This is a genomic window from Belnapia arida, from assembly GCF_016773205.1.
Lineage (GTDB): Bacteria > Pseudomonadota > Alphaproteobacteria > Acetobacterales > Acetobacteraceae > Belnapia > Belnapia arida.
This window is the reverse complement of record NZ_JAETWB010000001.1, coordinates 757,933-776,274: the sequence shown is the minus strand read 5'-3', so window position 1 is coordinate 776,274 and position 18,342 is coordinate 757,933. Positions and strand designations below refer to the sequence as shown.

General features: G+C 71.4%; 17 protein-coding genes. 7 read left to right on the top strand and 10 right to left on the bottom strand.

Going from position 1 to position 18,342, the window contains the following annotated elements; genetic code table 11:
- Positions 1–3: 3 nt before the first annotated feature.
- The 4 genes from JMJ56_RS03885 to JMJ56_RS03870 are packed head-to-tail and all read right to left on the bottom strand — an operon-like array spanning position 4 to position 5,009.
- Positions 4–1,587 (bottom strand): ABC transporter substrate-binding protein, encoded by a 1,584-nt coding sequence (locus tag JMJ56_RS03885; RefSeq protein ID WP_202830266.1) that lies wholly within the window; start codon positions 1,585–1,587, stop codon positions 4–6.
- Between the two features lie 10 nt (positions 1,588–1,597).
- Positions 1,598–2,455 (bottom strand): ABC transporter permease, encoded by an 858-nt coding sequence (locus JMJ56_RS03880; RefSeq protein ID WP_202830265.1) that lies wholly within the window; start codon positions 2,453–2,455, stop codon positions 1,598–1,600.
- A complete protein-coding gene (locus JMJ56_RS03875) occupies positions 2,452–3,393 on the bottom strand; it encodes an ABC transporter permease (RefSeq protein WP_202830264.1) in 942 nt (313 codons plus the stop codon). Before JMJ56_RS03875 ends, JMJ56_RS03880 begins: the two co-directional genes overlap by 4 nt.
- Positions 3,393–5,009, bottom strand: a complete 1,617-nt coding sequence (locus JMJ56_RS03870) for an amidohydrolase (protein ID WP_202830263.1) — start codon at positions 5,007–5,009, stop codon at positions 3,393–3,395. Before JMJ56_RS03870 ends, JMJ56_RS03875 begins: the two co-directional genes overlap by 1 nt.
- A 122-nt stretch (positions 5,010–5,131) precedes the next feature.
- Between JMJ56_RS03870 and JMJ56_RS03865 the strand changes: the two genes are divergently transcribed.
- Entirely contained in the window at positions 5,132–6,709 is a 1,578-nt protein-coding gene (locus tag JMJ56_RS03865) for an ABC transporter substrate-binding protein (RefSeq protein ID WP_202830262.1), read from the top strand.
- A gap of 68 nt (positions 6,710–6,777) precedes the next feature.
- A complete protein-coding gene (locus tag JMJ56_RS03860; protein WP_202830261.1) occupies positions 6,778–7,224 on the top strand; it encodes a DUF883 family protein in 447 nt (148 codons plus the stop codon).
- A gap of 68 nt (positions 7,225–7,292) precedes the next feature.
- On the opposite strand, the gene JMJ56_RS03855 is transcribed toward JMJ56_RS03860, so the two are convergent.
- Complete coding sequence (locus JMJ56_RS03855) at positions 7,293–8,063, bottom strand: class II aldolase/adducin family protein (RefSeq protein ID WP_202830260.1); 771 nt, start codon at positions 8,061–8,063, stop codon at positions 7,293–7,295.
- A 2-nt stretch (positions 8,064–8,065) separates the two neighbouring features.
- The gene (locus JMJ56_RS03850; RefSeq protein ID WP_202830870.1) at positions 8,066–9,007 is read right to left on the bottom strand and encodes a 2-hydroxyacid dehydrogenase; all 942 of its coding nucleotides are present in this window, start codon (positions 9,005–9,007) and stop codon (positions 8,066–8,068) included.
- 369 nt (positions 9,008–9,376) lie between these two features.
- Between JMJ56_RS03850 and JMJ56_RS03845 the strand changes: the two genes are divergently transcribed.
- Positions 9,377–9,757 carry a nuclear transport factor 2 family protein gene (locus JMJ56_RS03845; RefSeq protein WP_202830259.1) on the top strand — a complete coding sequence of 127 codons (381 nt, stop codon included), beginning with the start codon at positions 9,377–9,379 and terminating at the stop codon, positions 9,755–9,757.
- 192 nt (positions 9,758–9,949) lie between these two features.
- The gene (queE, locus tag JMJ56_RS03840) at positions 9,950–10,564 is read left to right on the top strand and encodes a 7-carboxy-7-deazaguanine synthase (RefSeq protein WP_202830258.1); all 615 of its coding nucleotides are present in this window, start codon (positions 9,950–9,952) and stop codon (positions 10,562–10,564) included.
- 176 nt (positions 10,565–10,740) lie between these two features.
- Here the strand turns inward: queE and JMJ56_RS03835 are convergent, their stop codons facing one another.
- Entirely contained in the window at positions 10,741–11,211 is a 471-nt protein-coding gene (locus tag JMJ56_RS03835; RefSeq protein WP_202830257.1) for a nucleoside deaminase, read from the bottom strand.
- Between the two features lie 93 nt (positions 11,212–11,304).
- On the opposite strand from JMJ56_RS03835, the gene JMJ56_RS03830 reads away from it, so the two are divergent.
- Entirely contained in the window at positions 11,305–12,246 is a 942-nt protein-coding gene (locus JMJ56_RS03830) for a Bug family tripartite tricarboxylate transporter substrate binding protein (RefSeq protein ID WP_202830256.1), read from the top strand.
- Between the two features lie 6 nt (positions 12,247–12,252).
- On the opposite strand, the gene parC is transcribed toward JMJ56_RS03830, so the two are convergent.
- The 3 genes from parC to recO all read right to left on the bottom strand — a co-directional run bounded on the left by parC (position 12,253) and on the right by recO (position 16,114).
- Positions 12,253–14,493, bottom strand: a complete 2,241-nt coding sequence (parC, locus tag JMJ56_RS03825; protein WP_202830255.1) for a DNA topoisomerase IV subunit A — start codon at positions 14,491–14,493, stop codon at positions 12,253–12,255.
- A gap of 71 nt (positions 14,494–14,564) precedes the next feature.
- Positions 14,565–15,329, bottom strand: coding sequence for a 5-oxoprolinase subunit PxpA (locus JMJ56_RS03820; RefSeq protein ID WP_202830254.1), 765 nt, complete (start codon positions 15,327–15,329; stop codon positions 14,565–14,567).
- A gap of 47 nt (positions 15,330–15,376) precedes the next feature.
- Complete coding sequence (gene recO, locus JMJ56_RS03815; protein ID WP_202830253.1) at positions 15,377–16,114, bottom strand: DNA repair protein RecO; 738 nt, start codon at positions 16,112–16,114, stop codon at positions 15,377–15,379.
- 24 nt (positions 16,115–16,138) lie between these two features.
- Here recO and JMJ56_RS03810 point away from each other — a divergent pair, with 24 nt between their 5' ends.
- Positions 16,139–17,092: a CorA family divalent cation transporter gene (locus JMJ56_RS03810; RefSeq protein ID WP_202830252.1), complete on the top strand. Its 954-nt coding sequence runs from the start codon at positions 16,139–16,141 to the stop codon at positions 17,090–17,092.
- 92 nt (positions 17,093–17,184) lie between these two features.
- Complete coding sequence (locus JMJ56_RS03805; protein WP_202830251.1) at positions 17,185–18,339, top strand: alpha/beta hydrolase; 1,155 nt, start codon at positions 17,185–17,187, stop codon at positions 18,337–18,339.
- The last annotated feature ends 3 nt before the right edge of the window (positions 18,340–18,342 follow it).

The window sequence follows — 18,342 nt, the reverse complement described above, 5'->3', positions numbered from 1 at the left end:
CCCCTACCTGGTCAGCCGGATATCGAGGCCCTTGTAGAGCGCGACCCCATAGATGCCATGCGCCCTGATGCCCTCCGCCCGCATCGAGGATGCGACCCAGAGCTGCTCCCGCGCCACCGGGAGCCATACGTTCGCAGCCGCGACCAGCCGCTGCGCCTCGGCGATCGCCGCCATGCGCGCCGCCGGGTCGAGCGCCACCTTGGCCTGCTCCAGCGCCCGGTCGGTCGCCGGGTCGGACCAGTTCATCCGGTTCGGCGTGGGCCGGTTGCGGCTGTCGAAATAGAGCGAGAAGCCGTCCGTCGCCGTCACATAGGGGTAGGACATCATGAAGGCGTCGAATTCCTGCGTCGCCAGCCTGCCCCAGCCCACCGTCGCATCCCAAAGCTGGATCTTCATCTCGATGCCGACGCGCCGCAGGTCGGCCTGCATCGCCTCCAGCACCTGCCGGCCCTGCTGGGTGTTGATGACATAGGTAAGGAAGCTCGCGCGCTGCCCGTCCTTCACCCGCACATTGTCCGGCCCCATCCGCCAGCCGGCCTCGTCCAGCGTCCGCTTCGCCGCCTCCGGGTCGTAGCGCGGCACCAGCGCCGCGGCCTCGGCGTCATAGCCCGCCGTGTTCGGGTTGAGGTAGCTGTCCGCCGGCACCGCCGAGCCGAACCACACCGCCTGGACGATCGCCGCGCGGTTGACCGCCTGGTTGATCGCCCGCCGCACCGCCGGGTCGTTCATCACCGGCTTGTCCACCTTGAAGCCGACGAAGTAGTCCCAGAAATAGTTCTCCTGCGTCGACATCCTGACCATGGTGGTCATCTGCCGAAGCTGGTTGATGGCGATGGGCGGGATGTACTGCGTCGCATCCGCCTGCCCCGTCTGCAGGGCGGCGAGCCGCGTCTGGCTCTCCGGCACCACGCGCCAGATCACCCGCTCCACCTGCGGCGAGGGGTTGCGGTAGATCGGCGGCCCCCAGCGGTAGTTCGGATGGCGCGTCAGCACCAGCTCCTGCCGCGGCGTCCAGCTCGTCCAGCAATAGGGCCCCGTGCCGTTGAAGCCCTGCACGCCGAAATTCGCGCCGAGCTTCTCCACCGTCGCCTGGTCGACGATGGAGGCGAAGAACAGGCTCAACTGATAGAGCAGCTCGCCATAGGGCTCGTTCAGCTCGTACTCGACGGTGTGGTCGTCGACCGCCCGCACCTCCTTCACCGGCCCCGCCCGCCAGCGCACCGGGCTCCGCGTCGCCGGGTCGAGCCAGCGGTTGATGGTGTAGACCACGTCCCGCGCGGTGAAGGGCTTGCCGTCGCAGAAGGTCACGTCGCGCCGGAGGTGGAAGGTGTAGGTCCTGCCATCCGGCGAGACCTCCCACCGCTCGGCGAGCCCCGGCTTCACCGTCTTCATGTCCCAGTCGAGCGAGACCAGCGTGTCGCTCATCATGTAGAGGCTCTCGCCCGCGGCGCGCGCCGTCGAGCGCGGCGGATCGTAGTTGTCTGCATCGATCTCGCGCAGCACGACCAGCGTGTTGCGCGGCGCCGGCTGGGCGAGCGCGGTGCCGGCCGAGACGGCCAGCAGCGCGGCGGCAAGAAGCTGCTTCATGGACCTCTCCTCAAAAGCGAAGCCGCGGGTCGAGCGCATCGCGCAGCGTATCCCCGAGCAGGTTGAAGGCGAGCACGATGGCGAAGATGCCGATGCAGGGGATCACCGCGACATGCGGCGCGAAGAACAGGAAGTTGCGTCCCTCGCTCGCCATCGCGCCCAGCTCCGCCATCGGCGGCTGCGCCCCGAGCCCGAGGAAGGACAGCGCCGAGCCGAGCAGGATCACCTGCCCGAAGCGCAGCGTTGTGAAGACGAAGATCGCCGAGAGGCAATTGGGCGCCAGGTGCCGCCAGATCAGCCGCGCATCCGTCATGCCGATGGCCCGCGCCGCCTCGATATAGTCGAGCCGCATGGTCACCAGCGCGCTGCCGCGGGCGATCCGCGCCATCAGCGGCACGGTGGCGATGGCGAGCGCGAGGATCACGCTGGAAATCCCCGGCCCGAAGATCGCCGCGATGGCGAGGCCGACGAGAATGGCCGGGAAGGACAGCATCATGTCCATCAGCCGCATGATCGGACCATCCAGCCAGCGCTGGTAGAAGGCGGCGAGGAAGCCGAGCAGCACGCCGACGACACCACCTGCCGCCGTGGCGACGAAGCCCATCAGCAGCGAGGCCCGCAGCCCGAACAGCATCCGCGTCACGAGGTCCCGCCCCTGCGCATCCGCACCCAGAGGCAGGCCGGGCGTCCCCGGCGGCTTCATCGAGAGCGAGAGGTCGTTGTCGAAGGGATCGGTCGGCGCGATCCAGGGCGCGAGCAGCGCCGCCAGCACCATCAGCACGACGAAGCCGAGCGCCACCGCCGCCGCCGGGTCGCGCAGCAGCCGCATCAGCAGCCCCGCCCGCTTCGGCGGTGCGATGGCGTTCATGCCGCCCTCATGCGCGGATCGAGCGCCGCATAGAGCAGATCGACGAAAAGATTGATCAGGATGAACCCTGCCGAGAGCACGATGATCGTCCCCTGCGCCATCGGCAGGTCGGAGGAGAGGATCGCTCCCACCGCCAGCCGCCCGACGCCGGGCCAGGAGAACACCGTCTCCGTCACCACCGCGCCGCCGAGCAGGAAGCCGATCTGTAAGCCGATCAGCGTGACGACGGGGATCAGCGCGTTCCGCAACGCATGCGCGGTGACGACTCGCCCCTCCGTCAGCCCCTTCGCCCGCGCCGTCCTTACATGGTCGGCGGAGAGCACGTCGAGCACCGCCGTCCGCGTCATCCGCGCGACGGGGCCGATGAAGACGCCGCCCAGGGTCAGCGCCGGCAGGATGATCGCCTGCAACCCCTCGACGCTCCAGAGCGGCCCGCCCCGACCGGTGAAGGGCAGCAGCTGCCACTGGAAGCCGACGAACCAGATCAGCAGCAGCCCGAGGAAGAAGACCGGCACCGACCCGCCGGCCACGCTGAAGGCCAGCACCGCCTTGTCGAGAACCCCGCCCCGCCAATAGGCCGCGACGGTGCCGAGCAGGATGCCGATGGGGATCGCCCAGATGAGGCTCGCCACCATCAGCTCCAGCGTCGGCCCGATCGTCGCCCCCAGCTCCTGCGTCACGGGGACGTTGTTGATGATGGAGACGCCGAGATCCCCCTGCGCCAGCCGCCACAGATAGAGGCCGAACTGCACATAGAGCGGCTTGTCGAGCCCAAGGTCGCGCCGGATCGCCTCCACCACCTCGGGGCTCGCCGTCGGCCCCGCCCGCACCGTCGCCGCATCGGTCGGCACCACCTGCATCAGCAGGAAGCCGATCAGCAGCACCCCGAGCAGCACCGGCACCACCAACGCCACCCGCCGCAATGCATGGCGCAACATCAGGCCATCTCGCCATGCCGGTCGAAGATCGCGGCACCCTCGCGCAGCGTCAGATCCGCCCGCACATCGAGTACCGCCTCCGCCTCCATGGCGAAGACATCGCCCGAAAGCACCGCGATGTCCGCCTGCATCCCCGGCTCCAGCGCACCGCGCCGCTCTTCGGCGAATTGCGTGTAGGCCCCGCACCATGTCTGGCAATGCACCGCCTGTTCCGCGGTCAGCGCCTCCTCGGCACCCAGCACCGTCCCCTTGTTCGTCTTCCGCGTCAGCATGGTGAAGAGGTTGACGAAGGGATCGACCGTCGAGACCGGACAATCCGACGACGCCGCCGGATGATGCCCCTCCTCCAGCCAGGTCTTCATCGGGTAGGCGTATTCGCTCCGCTCCCGCCCGAGATTGGCGATGTAGGTATCGCCGAACTCATACATGAAGACCGGCTGCGGCACGGGCAGGATGCCCCGCGCCAGCATCCGCCGCCGCTGGTCGCGCGTGACGAAGCCGCAATGCTCGATCCGGTGCCTGCGCCCGGCGAAGGAATGCGCTGCGCTATCCGCCGCCTCCATCCCCCGCAGCACCTGCTCGATCGCCGCATCGCCGATCGCATGGATGTCGAGCTGCCACCCCTGCTCATGGTAGCGCCGCAGCAGCGCATGAATGGTCTCGTCCGGGAAGGTGAAGACCCCCCGCGTATCCGCCGGCACATACCGGTCGAAGAAGGCCGCCGTCAGCCCCCCCGCGCTGCCGTCGGCGAAGACCTTCACCGCCCCCCAGCGCAGCGAATCATCCCCCGCCATCGGCCTGAGCCCCGCCTCCCAGGCCGCCTCCGCGATGCCCTCCGGATTCCCCGCCAGCACCTGCCACATCCTGAGCGGCAGCCGCCCGTCCCGCTTCGCCGCCTCATAGGCCGCGACCTCGGCCATCCCCGCCGTCATGCCGACATTCATGTCCGTCGCCGAGGCGAAGCCCATCGCGGCGAGGTTGCGGCACGCCGCCTCGATGGCATCCACCATCCGCGCCTCATCCGGCTTCGGGATCGAGGCGGAGACGAGCCGCATCGCCCGCTCCTGCACCAGCCCCGTCAGCCCGCCGCCGCGCCGCTCGATGACGCCCCCCTCCGGGTCCGGCGTGTTGTGCCCGACCCCCGCCACCCGCAGCGCCGCGCCGTTGGCGACGGCCATGTGCCCGCAGGTCCTGACGATCCACACCGGGTTGTCCGGCGCCGCCGCATCCAGCTCCGCCGCCGTCGGATGCCGCCCGACATCGAGCGCGCTGTGGTCATAGCCCCGCCCCAGCACCCAGGCCCCCTTCGGCGCCTGCTGCGCTGCCACCCGGATGCGCCCCAGCACCTCGTCGAGGCTCTTCACCTCCTCCGCCCGCAGGTTCACCTGTGCCAGCCCCAGCCCATAGGGCAGCAGATGCATATGCGCCTCGTTGAAGGCGGGGATCGCCACGCGCCCACCGAGCGCGATCCGCCGCGTCCCCGGCCCCACCGCTGCATCCACCTCGGCCCGCGTGCCAACCGCCACGACGCGCCCGTCCTTCACCGCCACCGCCTCGGCGAAGCCCCCCGCAAGACCGCGAAAGACGCGCCCCTCCAGCAGCAGATCGGCCGTCATCCAAACCCCTCCATCCGTCGCCGCGGATGCTCGCCACCCTCGCCCGTCGCGTCAACCGCCCTTGCCGATGCGTCATCGCGCCGCGAGACTGCCGCTGCCCATCACCGCAGCAGGACGACCCGATGCCCGCTCCCTCCCGCATCACCCGGCTCCTCGCCGGCGCCGCCCTCTCCGCCCTGCTTGCGCTCCCCGCCGCGGCGCAGACCCTCCGCGTCGTGCTGGTGAACGACCTCGCCAGCCTCGACCCGGTGCAATCCACCGCCGCCTTCGTCCGCAACCACGGCTTCATGGTCTACGACCAGCTCTTCGCCCTCGACAGCAAGGGCGAGCCGCAGCCGCAGATGGTCGACAGCGTCGACCGCTCGCCCGACGGCATGCGCTGGCGCTTCACCCTGCGCGAGGGCCTCGCCTTCCATGACGGCAGCCCCGTCCGCGCCGCCGACGCCGTCGCCTCCATCAGGCGCTGGGCCCAGCGCGACGTCGTCGGCCGCGCGCTCGCCGCCGCCACCGGCTCGCTCGAGGTCGTCGATGAGAGAACCTTCACCCTCGCCCTCGCCCGCCCCTTCGCCCTGGTGACCGAAGCGCTGGCCCGCCCCACCGCCAGCGCCCTCTTCGTCATGCCCGAGCGCCTGGCGCAGACCCCCGCCACCACGGCGATCACCGACGCCACCGGCTCCGGCCCCTTCATCTTCGAGCCGCGCGAGTGGCAGTCCGGCAACCGCGCCGTCTACCGCCGCAACCCTGCCTACCGCCCCCGCCCCGAACCGGCCGACGGCCTCGCCGGCGGCAAGGTGGTGAAGGTCGAGCGCCTCGAATGGCTCTCCATGCCCGATGCCGCGACGGCCGCCGCCGCGCTGCAATCCGGCGAGATCGACTTCCTCGAAGTCCCCTCCCCCGACATCATCCCGACCTTGGAGCGCAACCGCGCCATCCGCCTCTTCCCGCTGAACCCCATCGGCTCCGTCGTCTGGCTGCGCATCAACCACACCCAGCCGCCCTTCAACGACCCCCGCGCCCGCCGCGCCCTGCTCCACCTGGTGAACCAGCAGGAAAACCAGCAGGCGATCGGCGTCCGCCCCAGCGAGCAGATCCCCTACTGCCCCGCCTATTTCCTCTGCGGCACGCCATTGGAAAGCTCGGCCGGCGCCGAAGGCCTGCGCGAGGCCGATCCGGACCGCGCCCGCGCCCTGCTTCGCGAAGCCGGCTACGACGGCCGCAAGGTCGTCTTCCTCAACGCCACCGACAGCCCCGCCAACAACGCGGTGACGCTGACCATGACGGAAGCCTTCCGCCGCGCCGGCCTGAACATGGACGCCCCCTCGATGGACTGGGCGACGCTCACCCAGCGCCGCAACCGGCGCGAGCCGCAGGACCAGGGCGGCTGGAACCTCTTCGTCACCATCGCCAACGTCCTCGACGCGCAGAACCCCCTCACCAACCTCTACCTCGCCAGCCCCTGCGACGGCGGCCTCGCCGGCTGGCCCTGCGACGAGGAGCTGGAGCGCCTCCGCCGTGCCTGGTGGGAAGAACCGGATGCCGCGAAGCGCCACGCCCTGCTGGAGCAGGTCCATGCCCGCGCCTGGCAGGTCCTGCCCTACATCAATGCCGGCCAGTACCGCACGCTGAGCGCCCGCCGCGCCAATATCGACGGCATCCGCCCCACCACCATCCCGGTCTTCTGGGGCGTCGAGAAGAAGTAGACCGAGGTCCGGGCACCGATGCCGCCTTCGCGCGTTCCAGCCCGGAACGAGAGAGGAGAATACCGACCATGAGCGAGAACCGGATGGAAGGCAGCGGCGCCGCCGCGGTGGGCGCCCACAGCAAGGATGCGATGCAGTCCGGCGCCATGCCCGGCGGCCGCCCGCAGGGCGTCGATCCCTCGGCGGTTGGCCAGAAGCCGGGCGGCGCCGACGACACCATGCAGAAGGCCCGCGAGATGGCCGGCGAGGCCAAGGACTTCGCCGACGATGCGGCCGGCCGCGCCCGTGGCCTGGCCGAGGAAGCTCGCGAGCGCGTCGGCGAGTACGGCGCCCAGGCTGGCCAGATGGCCCGCCAGGCGGGCGACAGCCTCTCCGAGGCCGGCAGCCAGGCCTATCGCCAGAGCCAGCAGGCGGCCGACTACCTCAACGACCGGGTGCGGGAGGAGCCGTTGCTCGCCCTGCTCGGCGCCGGCGCCGTCGGCTTTGTCCTCGGCCTGCTGATCGCCCGGCGCTAGGACGGATGCGCCGGCAAGGCTGCCTTGCCGGCGCGTCCCCCTCCCGCTGGACCGGCGGCGGTTGATGGTCAGTCGCGGTAATCCGGCTGCTCCCGGTCGAGCTTCCGCCGCAGCGCCTGCCAGGGCAGCCAGCCCTTGGTCGGCCCGGTGCTGAACTGCGCCCGCGTGCGCGCGACCGTCTCGGCCGAAGGCAGGGCCAATGGCACGCCGGATGCCTGCGCCGCCAGCTGGATGCGGCAGCTCTGCTCCAGGTACCACATCCAGTAGAAGGCCTCGCGCACCGTCCGCCCTACCGTCATCAGCCCGTGATGGCGGAGGATCATGCAGGGCTTGTCGCCGAGGTCCCGCACCAGCCTCTCCCGCTCGGACAGGTTGTCGTCGGCGGCGACGCCCTCGTAGTCGTGGAAGGCGACCCGCCCGTCGAACTCCATGCTGATCTGGTTCAACGGCAGCAGCGCCCCTTGCTGCGCCGCGACCGCCATGCCCGCCAGCGTGTGCGTGTGCATCACGCATTGCGCATCCCCGCGCCCGAGATGCACGGCGGAATGGATGACGAAGCCCGCCGGATTCACCGGCCAGTCCGTCCTCTGCGCCGGCTGCCCCTCCGCATCGACGACGACGAGGGAGGAGGCGGTGATCTCCTCGAAGAGCAGGCCGTAGGGATTGACCAGGAACCGATGCCCCGGCCCGGGGATGCGCACCGAGAGATGGGTGAAGACCAGGTCGGTCATGCCGAAGAGCGCGATCAGCCGGTAGGCCGCGGCCAGCTCCTCGCGCAGTTCCCGCTCGTCGGGGATGTGGTTGGGGTCCGGTCGGACCGGCGGCTGCGGCAGGGCCATGCTCAATACCCCTTCTCATGGTCGTACAGGTTGGGCAGCCCCTCGCCCCGCTCGAGTCCGGCGATGGCCGCGGCAACCGCCGCCGCCCGCTCCGCCCGGCTCGGCAGGCTGGCGACATGCGCGGTGACGATCGCCCGCGGGTGGACCCAGAGCGGATGCTCCTCCGGCAGCGGCTCCGGCTCGAACACGTCGATCACCGCGCCGGAGAGCTGCCCATCCTCCAGCGCGGCGAGGATGTCCTCCAGCCGCTGCTGCATCCCCCGCCCGACGCCGATATAGCCGGCGCCGCGCGGCAACCGCGCGAGCGTCGCCGCATCGATGATCCCCGCTGTCTCCGCCGTCGCCGGCAGCAGGCAGACGAGGATGTCCGTGCGGGCGAGGAAGGCCCCAAGCTCCGCCGGCCCGGCATGGCTCTCGACGCCCGGCACCAACTTCCGCCCGCGCGACCAGCCGATCACCGGGAAGCCGATCCCCCGCAGCATCGCCGCCGCCCGCACGCCCATGTTGCCGAGGCCCATGATGCCGACGGTCCGCTGGCTTGCCCGGTAGGGCGGCTCGACGAAATCCCAGCGCCGTTCCGCCTGGGCGATGGCCATCCGCCGCCCCTCCCGCAGCAGCGAGAGCGCGGCCCAGCAGACATATGCCCCCATCCGCTCCGTCGCCTCGGGAATGCTCATCCGCACCAGCGGCACCTGCCGCGGATAGAGGGGGTCGGCGACGATGCCGTCCACCCCGGCCCCGGAGCCGAAGACCGCGCGCAGATGGGGCAGGGCAGCGAGCCGCCCCGGCTCCGGGTCCCAGACCAGGGCGTAGCGGACCTCCTCGGGCCGCAGCCCCGGCTCATCCCACCAGCGGACCTCCAGCCCCGGCGCGCAGGCGGCGAAGCTGTCCCGCCACTCCGCCATGGCGGCCTCGCCCCCGGACTTCACCACCAGCACCGCCATCAGCACCTCGCCCCCGATCCCAAGCGCGGCCGAGCATACTCCAGGCCGGCCCCCTGCACCCATCCGGCGACGCTTGCAGCAGCACAACCGGGCCCGAAGCCCCATCATCCTTGCCCTCGGCGACGAGCCGAGGCGCCGCGCTGCATCAACCCGCTTCCCGGGCCCGTACCGCATCGCCGTCATCGACATCGGCCATGCCACCCGGCGCAGGACGGTGCCGCCAGCGAGTCCTGCCCGCTCGGCGGCTTGCCCTTTCCGACCTGCCCCCTCAATTCCGGCAACCTGACCGGGCGATGCCCTTCATCGGCGGCAGGTACCGCCTGCACGACCGCAAGGCGGCACGCCCCCTTTCAGCCAAGGACCATTCGCATGAGCGACGAAGCGCCCCTCCACGACCGCCTGCTCCGCGCCAATCTGGAGCGCGTCTTCAATGAGCGCGATGCCGCCCGCCGCGCCGACACCATGGCCGAGCTATATGTCGCCGAGCCGGTGATGTACGAGCCCGACAAGGTGGTCGAAGGCCGGGAGGCCATCGCCGCCGTCGCCGGCGCCCTGCTCGAGGGCTTCGGCCCCGGCTTCCGCTTCACCCCGGAGAAGGGCCCCGCGCTCGGCCATCACGGCATGGCCGTCCTCCGCTGGCATGCCGGCCCCGAGGGAAGCCCGGCCGCGATCAGCGGCGCCGACCTCGCCGAGATCGCCGATGGCCGCATCGCCCGGCTCTGGGTGCTGCTCGATCCGCAATGGGGCTGAGGCTTGCCATCCCGGCCGCTGCGCGCTATAGGATTATCCGCCCAAGGCTGATCCACGTCCCGCGCCTCGGCCCCGCCTCAATCCTTTAAATCCTCAATTTGCGGCGGAAATCCGAGGCTTTTCAGAGGCCTGTGACCCCGCCCGCCTCAAGTTTTGAGGCACCGCGGCCCCGGCCGCACCGGAACCCTTGTCGTGTCCTACACCGTCCACGAGCTCTTCCTGACCGCCCAGGGCGAGGGCGCCAATCTCGGCCGCACTGCCGTCTTCATCCGCTTCGCCGGCTGCAACCTCTGGTCCGGCCGCGAGGAGGACCGGGCCGACGCCGTCTGCCGCTTCTGCGACACCGAATTCCGGGGCGGCGAGAAATACGGCCTGGAGGCCCTGGTGGCCGCCGCCGCCGCTCTCTGGCCCACCGGGGCGTCCGACCGCTTCTGCGTCCTGACCGGCGGCGAACCGTTGCTGCAGGTCGATGCGCCCCTTCTGGACGCGCTGCACGCCGCCGGCTTCACCGTCGCCATCGAGACCAATGGCACCCAACCGCTGCCCGGCCCGGTCGATTGGGTGTGCGTCAGCCCCAAGGCGGGCGCTCCGCTGGCCCTGGCACGGGCGGACGAGTTGAAGCTGGTCTACCCACAAGCCGGCATCGACCCTACCGAGTTCCGCGCCTTCCCGGCGCGGCATCGCTGGCTCTCCCCCATGGACGGGCCCGCGCTCGACGGGAACACCGCGGCGGCGGCGGCCTACTGCCTCCGCCACCCCGAGTGGCGCCTCAACATCCAGGCGCACAAAGCCTGGGGCATCCGCTGACCGAAGCGGGCGGCCTTAGCGCGGACCGCCATCCCGGACGCCGGGAGGGGCGCCGGCGTCGTCGACACCTCGATAAGTCGACCGGGCGATGAGGGCTGGGAGTACGGGTCTGGCAGCGCCTCGGTGACGGGTGAACCCGCGACCACTCAGCCGCCAGGTCGAGGCCGGCGCCAACCCTAGCCCCAGTCGTAACGTGCCATGATCGCCAGCGCCTCGGCCCGGAGCAGGCCGCCGCGGATCTCGGGCATCCGCCAGCCGGGGCGGCCAGTGGCCCAGGCCGCGGCACCGGTCAGGTCTGCATCGAAGAGGCGCTTCGCCCCGGGGACTTCCGTGCCCCGCGCCGCGAAGACCACGCGGCGGAGGCCGAGTTGGGTGATGGCGCAGCTGCACATCAGGCAGGGCTCGCAACTCGTGTAGAGCGTGCAGTCGGCAAGGCGCTGCCGGTCGCCGAGCCGCCCCCAGGCATCGCGCAGCGCCACCACCTCGCCATGCGCCGTCGCGTCCCGGTCGGCGGCGACGGTGTTGTGGCCCTCGCCCACCACCTGGCCGGCGGCATCGGCCACCACCGCGCCGAAGGGCGCCTGGCCCGCCGCGAGTGCGGCCTCCGCCATCGCCAGCGCCCGGCGCATGAAGTCCTCGTCCTGCATCGGCCTGCCTCCTTCTCCCCCTCGCCAACGCCCTGGGCCCGCTGGCGTCCCGGCGCCCGGGGAGGGATGCTCGCGGCAAGGAGGAAACCCGCCATGCCAAGCCGCCGCGCCCTGCTCGCCGCCCTCGCCCTGCCCGCCCCGGCCCTCGCTCAGCCGCGGCCGCTGCGGATCATCGTGCCCTTCGCCCCTGGCGGCTCCGGCGACATCACCGCGCGGCTGGTGGGGCGGCATATCGAGGCGACGACCGGCCAGCCCGTCGTGGTCGACAACCGTCCGGGCGCCAACGGCGTCATCGGCACCATGGCGGTGAAGGCGGCGGCGCCGGACGGGCTGACGCTGCTGCTCGCCACCAGCAGCACGCATTCCGCCAATCCGAGCCTGGTTCGGGACCTGCCCTATGACCCGGAGCGGGACTTCATCGGCATCGGCTTCTTCGCCTCGAACGGCGCCTATCTGATGGTCCGGCCCGAGGCGCCCTGGCGCGACGTGCCCTCTCTCGTCGCCGAGGCGAAGGCGCGGCCGGGGCAGATGTTCTTCGGCCATTTCAACGCTTCATCCCGCCTGCCGGGGGAGATGCTGAACCTCATGGCCGGCACCCAGGTCCAGGGCGTGCCCTACCGCACCATCGGCGCCGCCTTCGGCGACCTGATCGCGGGTCGCCTCGACCTCATCTTCGTCGACACCACCGCGGGCGACGCCTACCTCGCCCAGGGCCAGACGCGGGCCCTGGCGCTGACCGCGCCGCGCCGCTGGGCGCGCTGGCCCGACCTGCCGGTGATGGCGGAGACCTGGCCGGACTACCACCTCACCGGCTTCCTCGGCCTCGCCGTGCCGGCCGGGACGCCGCGGCAGGCGGCGGAACGGCTCAACGCCTTGGCCAACGAAGCCGGGCAGACCGAGCCGGCGCGCAGCCGGATGCAGGAATTCGGCCTCGACCCGAAGGTGCTCGATCTCGAGCAGATCGCCAACCTGCTGCGGACGGAGCGTGAAAAATGGGCCCGCTTCGTCCGCCTCGCCGGGATCGAGCCCGAATAGGGCTGGCTACCCGAACCGGTTCGACTTCGGGAAGCCGTTCGGCGGCAGCTTCCCCGCCCCCGCCCGGTTGCCGCGCCAGGGCGTGACATCCGGCTCCACCCGCACCCGGTCGCCGAGCCGCCAGCTCAGCCCCTCCTTGCGGATGAAGACCTTGGCGTCCGACAGCCCGCCATCCTTGTAGGATTGCAGCTGCACGCCGCGCCCGCGCGCCATCTCCGGCACCTGGTCGATGGGGAAGAGCAGCAGCTTCCGGTTCTCACCAATGACGGCGACCATGTCGCCCTCGGCGGGGACGCAGGCTGCGGCCTCGCGGCCTGCCTCCAGCACCAGCACCTGCTTGCCCGTCCGCTTCTCGGCCAGCAGCTCGGCGCCGGGGACGACGAAGCCGCGTCCGTCCTGGCTCGCCACCAGGTACCGTGCCCCCTCGACGGGCACGAAGAGCTCCAGCACCGCATCCTCGTTGGTCAGCTCGACCATCAGCCGCACCGGCTGCCCGTCGCCCCGCCCGCGCGGAATGGCGTCCGCCTTGAGGGTATAGGCCCGCCCATTGGTGGCGAAGAGGATGATCCGGTCCGTACTCTGCGCATGCACCATGCGGAAAAGCTCATCGCCCTCCTTGAAGCGCAGCTCCGCCTCCGGCGGCAGGTGCCCCTTCTGCGCCCGGATCCAGCCCTTCTCGGAGAGGATGACGGTGATCGGCTCGCGCTCGACGAAGGCGTTCTCGTCCACCGCGATGGCCGGCAGCGCCCCGCCGGAGACCGTCCGCCGCGCGCCGAGCGCACCCTCGCCGAAGGTCTTCCGCACCGCCTCGATCTCGGCGGCGATGGCGTTCCACCGCTTCGCCTCGGAGCCCATCAGCCCCTGCAGGGCCTTCTGCTCCTTGCTGAGCTTGGTGTGCTCGCGCCGGATCTCCATCTCCTCCAGCTTGCGGAGCGCCCGCAGCCGCATGTCGAGGATGGCGTTGGCCTGCATCTCGGTCAGCGAGAAGGTCGCCATCAGCGCCTCCTTCGGCTTGTCCTCCTCGCGGACGATGCGGATGACCTCGTCGAGGTTGAGATAGACGATGAGGTAGCCGTCGAGGATCTCGAGCCGCCGGGCGATCGCCGCCAGCCGGTGCTCCGTCCGCCGGACCAGCACCACGTGCCGGTGGTCGAGCCAGGCCCGCAGCACCTCGCGCAGGCTCATCACCCGCGGCGTGCGGTCCGCATCCAGCACGTTGAGGTTCAGCGGGATGCGGTTCTCCAACTGGGTCGCGCGGAACAGCGTCTCCATCAGCATCGCCGCATCGACGTTGCGCGTCTTCGGCTCGATGACGATGCGGACCTTGTCGGTGCTCTCGTCGCGGATGTCGCCGAGCAGCGGCAGCTTCTTCTCCTCGAGCAGCTGCGCGATCTGCTCGATCAGCTTCGCCTTGGCGACCTGGTAGGGGATCTCCTCGATGACGATCTGGTAGGCGCCGAGCTTGCCCTCCTCCTTCCGCCAGCGCGCCCGCACCCGGAAGCCGCCGCGCCCGGTCTCATAGGCCTCGCGCAGCGCCTCGGCGCTCTCGACCAGCGTGCCGCCGGTCGGGAAGTCCGGCCCCTGGACATGGCGCAGCAGCTCGTCCGTCCCGGCCTGCGGGTTGCGGATCAGCTCCAGCGCCGCGCCGCACAGCTCGCAGGCATTGTGCGGCGGGATGCTGGTCGCCATGCCGACCGCGATGCCGGTCGCGCCATTGGCCAGAAGGTTGGGGAGGGCCGCCGGGAGCACCACCGGCTCCTGCTCCTCGCCGTCGTAGGTCTGGCGGAAATCGACGGCATTCTCATCGATGCCCTGCAGCAAGGCCTCGGCGACGGTGGTCAGCCGCGCCTCGGTGTAGCGCATGGCCGCGGCATTATCGCCGTCGATATTGCCGAAATTGCCCTGCCCATCCACCAGCGGGTAGCGCGCCGCGAAATCCTGCGCCTGGCGCACCAGCGCCTCGTAGATCGAGGCATCGCCATGCGGATGGTACTTGCCCATCACGTCGCCGACGATGCGGGCGCACTTCTTGAAGCCCGCCGCGGGGTCGAGCTTCAGCTGGTGCATCGCCCAGAGCAGCCGCCGGTGGACCGGCTTCAGCCCGTCCCGCACATCCGGCAGGGAGCGGGACATGATGGTCGAGAGCGCATAGGCCAGGTAGCGCTCGGAAAGCGCATCGGCGAGGCCGGTATCGCGCGTGCCGCCACCGTCCGGGGCGCCGGGGAGGGTCTTGATGTCGTCTGGCATCGTCCGCCGTTTTCGTGCTTTGTTCTCACTGGCAGTCTAGCCGAGCCGGCCAGGGATTGCCACCCTCGGCCTCAGCCCCGCCGGGTGGCGCAGGCGAGTGCCGTGCCGCAGGCCTTGGCGGCGCGGCGGACGGCCGCCAGCACCTCCAGCACATTCGGCCCGTCGCTATGGATGCATACGCTCTCCACCGCCATCGGCAGCACAGCACCGCCCCGCGCGGCCAGCGTGCCGCGCGTGAGAATCTCGGTGATGCGCGCCTCGATCAGCGCCGGCTCCACTGCCCGCTTGCGCCGCTCGACCAGCAGCATCCCGTCCTCGGCATAGTCGAGGTCCGGATAGGCCTCGGTGACGACGCGGAAGCCCCGCGCCACCGCCCGCTCGGCGAAGACCTCGCCCGCCAGCCAGTACACCGCCGCCCCCGGCGCCGCGCCGGCGATGGCATCAAGCGCCGCTTCCGCCATCGCCGGATCGCGCAGCACATGGAACATGGCGCCATGCGGCTTCACATGGTTCAGCGGCATGTCGTGGAGGCGGAGGAAGGCCTGCAAGGCGCCGATCTGGTAGGCGAAGCAGGCATGCAGCTCGGCGGCGCTCAGCGCCATGACGCGGCGGCCGAAGCCGGCGAGGTCCGGCAGGCCGGGATGCGCCCCGACCGCGACGCCTGCCGCCCGCGCCGCCGCCACCGTCTCCATCATGATGAGCGGGTCGCCGGCATGGAAGCCGCAGGCCAGGTTGGCGGTGGTGACGAGCGGCAGCAGCGCCGCGTCGTCGGCCATCCGCCAGTTGCCGAAGCCTTCGCCCATGTCGCAATTGACGTCGAGACGCGTCGCGGCCACGCGGACCTCCTCGCGGTTGGGCCGGAAGTTGACCACCCGCCGCCGCCTCAGGCAATGGCGGCAGCCACCCGGTCCGTCAGCATGCCCCGCGCCGCCGGCACCCCGCCCGGCCGGTGCCCAAAGGCGTCGCGCGCCAAGAAATGCCCGGTCAGGCGCAGCCCGGCCAGGCATTCGGCAAGGCTCACCGGCCCCGACTGCCCGAGCAGGAAGCGCGGCAGCGGCAGCAGCCGCACGGCCCAGGGCTCCGCCGCGCCGGCGCTGACCGCCCGCCCGCTCCGCGGCGAGACGAAGGCGAGGTCCTCGATGCTCCCCGTCAACGCGCAGCGCGCCAGGTCGAGGCCGTAGCCCAGCTCGGTCAGCAGTTCCGCCTCCCAGCGAACATAGTCGGGCAGCGCCGCCGCCGCGCCCTCGCCCAGCCGGGCGACCAGCGCCACCAGCCCATGGAAGCAGCGCGGATGCGGCTCCCGCTCCGGCAGGCTCCCCTCGGCGACGGCGCAGGCCGCCGAGAGCAGGGCGAGGCCGAGCGGGTCCTCGAGGGCGAGCGCCGCCGCCGGATGCACCAGCTCGCCCGAGAGCGCCCCAAGCTGGTCGGGCAGCCGCGCCACCCAGCGCGCCTCGATCAGGTTGCCGGGCATCCAGAGCGAGGATTGCGCCCGCGAGGCGCCGCCCTTGGCAAGGCCCGCATGGCGGCCCAGCGCCTCCGTCAGAAGTGTTACCACGGCGCCCGATTCGCCATGCGGCCGGGCGCCGAGGACGATGGCCGGGCCTTGCCACTCGGTGCTCATGGGCAGAGAGATGGTGCCGCTCCGTTGCAGTTTCGAGGGAGACCGCGCCTGCTCACCTGCCATCCCGCCCCTTCGGGCGATGCCGCCTGGCTCGACCTCCTCGACGGCACGGAGGCGGAGAAGGCGGAGGTCGCCGCGGCCACCGGCTTCCGCGTCCCGGGCCTCGGCGCATTGCAGGAGATCGAAAGCTCCAGCCGCATGGCGGCGGAGGGCGAAGTGCTCTACCTCAGCCTCCCGGCCATTGCACGGACCGGCGACGACCGGCCGGTGCTCACGCCGCTCGGCATCGTCCTCTCGCCGCATCACCTGTTGACCGTGCGCTTCGCCACGGTCGGCGCGGTGGAAGCGCTCGCCGCCCGGCCAGGGAAGGCCGGCGACAGCTTCGCCACCTTCGTCTCCCTGCTCGAGGTGATGGTGGACCGCATCGCCGATTCGCTGGAACGGCTCCGGGCCGAGCTCGACACGCTCTCCCATGCCGCCTTCGAAGCGGAGCTGCCGGTGCACAACCGCCCGGCCGCAATGGACCGACGCCTCCGCCGCGCGCTGCGGGCCATCGGCCGCACCGGCGACCATGTCTCTGTGCTGCGGGACACGCTGCTCGGCGTCGAACGCATCCTGCCCTTCGCCGCCGAACAGGCGAAGCACTGGATGCCGCCCGAATTCGACGACCGGGTGCGCACCCTCCGCCAGGACGTCGCCTCGCTGAACGACTACGATGCGAGGCTCTCGGACAAGGTGCAGTTCCTGCTCGATGCCACGCTGGGCTTCATCAGCATCGAGCAGAACAACACGATCAAGATCCTGACCGTGGTCTCCGTCGTCGGCATCCCGCCGACGCTGGTCGCCAGCATCTACGGGATGAACTTCAAGTACATGCCGGAGCTGGACTGGCTCTGGGGCTATCCCTGGGGGCTGCTGCTGATCCTGCTCAGCGCCATCGCCCCGCTCATCGTCTTCCGATTGAAAGGCTGGCTGTAGGAGCCGTGACCGCAACCCGCGCTCGCGACGGAGCGTTCCGGAGCCGGTTGGGGAATGGCCCCTGGCCGGATCCCCCGAAAGCTCCTCACGATATGCCTCAGCCAACCGCGCCGGGCCCACGCCTGGCCGCCCTGACCGTAACCCTTGCTGCAAGCCTGGCCCTCGGGGCCTGCGGCGCGACCAAGACCGCGACCGGCACGGGCACGGTGGCAGGCGCCTCGGCCGGCGGCGGCGGGCCGAGCGCGGGCGGGCAGGCCACGGCGGCGCGGACCGATCCCGACATGGCCCGGGTGATCAAGTCGCTCGCCGATCTCGGCAGCCAGCCGGTCGAGTTGCTCTCGACCGAAAAGGCCCGCAGCCAGCCGAGCTTCGCCGACGCCTATCGCCGAGTGCTGCAGGAACAGGGCGCGACCATGCCCGGCGCTGCGATCCGCACCACGAACCTCACCGTGCCCGGCCCCGGCGGCGCCATTCCGGCGCGGCTCTACACGCCGCCCGGCGCCCCGCGCTCCGGCGCACCGCTGATCGTCTATTGGCATGGCGGCGGCTGGGTGATCGCCGACCTCGACACCTATGATGCGACGCCGCGCGCTCTGGCCGCGCGCACCGGCGCCGCCGTGCTCTCGCTGCACTACCGCCAGGGGCCGGAGAACCGCTTCCCCGCCGCCTATGACGACGCCCTCGCCGGCTATCGCTGGGCAGTGTCGCAGGCCCGGCGGCTCGGCGCCGACCCGGCGCGAATCGCCGTGGCGGGCGAGAGCGCCGGCGGCTCCCTCGCCCTCGCCACCGCCGTCGCGGCCCGCGATGCGGGGCTGCCGCAGCCCGTCCACATGGCACTCGTCTATCCGGTGGCAACAACCGACACGAACACGCCCTCGAAGCAGGAGAACGCTTCGGCCGTGCCGCTCTCGAGCGCCGGCGTGCAGTGGTTCGTGACCCGCTTCACCAACGGCTCCAGCGACCTCGCCGACCCACGGCTCGACCCGGTGCGGCGCGGCGCGCTGCAGGGCCTGCCGTCGGCGACCATCGTCAATGCCGAGGTAGACCCGCTGCGGTCCGAGGGCGAGGCCCTGGCGGGCAAGCTGCGCAAGGCCGGGGTCCCGGTCGAGCAGCGCACCTACCCCGGCGTCACGCACGAGTTCTTCGGCATGGCGCCGGTCGTCGCCGATGCCGTCGCGGCGCAGACCCTCATGGCCGACCGGCTGCGCGAGGCGCTCGGCCGACCAGCGCGTGTCGCCTCGCGCTGAACC

Coding starts and splice junctions, on each gene's coding strand:
- JMJ56_RS03885 (WP_202830266.1), bottom strand. CDS start 1,587: ATGAAGCAGCTTCTTGCCGCCGCGCTGCTGGCCGTCTCGGCCGGCACC.
- JMJ56_RS03860 (WP_202830261.1), top strand. CDS start 6,778: ATGAGCGAGAACCGGATGGAAGGCAGCGGCGCCGCCGCGGTGGGCGCC.
- JMJ56_RS03865 (WP_202830262.1), top strand. CDS start 5,132: ATGCCCGCTCCCTCCCGCATCACCCGGCTCCTCGCCGGCGCCGCCCTC.
- JMJ56_RS03845 (WP_202830259.1), top strand. CDS start 9,377: ATGAGCGACGAAGCGCCCCTCCACGACCGCCTGCTCCGCGCCAATCTG.
- JMJ56_RS03850 (WP_202830870.1), bottom strand. CDS start 9,007: ATGGCGGTGCTGGTGGTGAAGTCCGGGGGCGAGGCCGCCATGGCGGAG.
- JMJ56_RS03805 (WP_202830251.1), top strand. CDS start 17,185: ATGCCTCAGCCAACCGCGCCGGGCCCACGCCTGGCCGCCCTGACCGTA.
- recO (WP_202830253.1), bottom strand. CDS start 16,114: ATGAGCACCGAGTGGCAAGGCCCGGCCATCGTCCTCGGCGCCCGGCCG.
- JMJ56_RS03875 (WP_202830264.1), bottom strand. CDS start 3,393: ATGTTGCGCCATGCATTGCGGCGGGTGGCGTTGGTGGTGCCGGTGCTG.
- JMJ56_RS03880 (WP_202830265.1), bottom strand. CDS start 2,455: ATGAACGCCATCGCACCGCCGAAGCGGGCGGGGCTGCTGATGCGGCTG.
- JMJ56_RS03870 (WP_202830263.1), bottom strand. CDS start 5,009: ATGACGGCCGATCTGCTGCTGGAGGGGCGCGTCTTTCGCGGTCTTGCG.
- JMJ56_RS03835 (WP_202830257.1), bottom strand. CDS start 11,211: ATGCAGGACGAGGACTTCATGCGCCGGGCGCTGGCGATGGCGGAGGCC.
- JMJ56_RS03855 (WP_202830260.1), bottom strand. CDS start 8,063: ATGGCCCTGCCGCAGCCGCCGGTCCGACCGGACCCCAACCACATCCCC.
- parC (WP_202830255.1), bottom strand. CDS start 14,493: ATGCCAGACGACATCAAGACCCTCCCCGGCGCCCCGGACGGTGGCGGC.
- JMJ56_RS03830 (WP_202830256.1), top strand. CDS start 11,305: ATGCCAAGCCGCCGCGCCCTGCTCGCCGCCCTCGCCCTGCCCGCCCCG.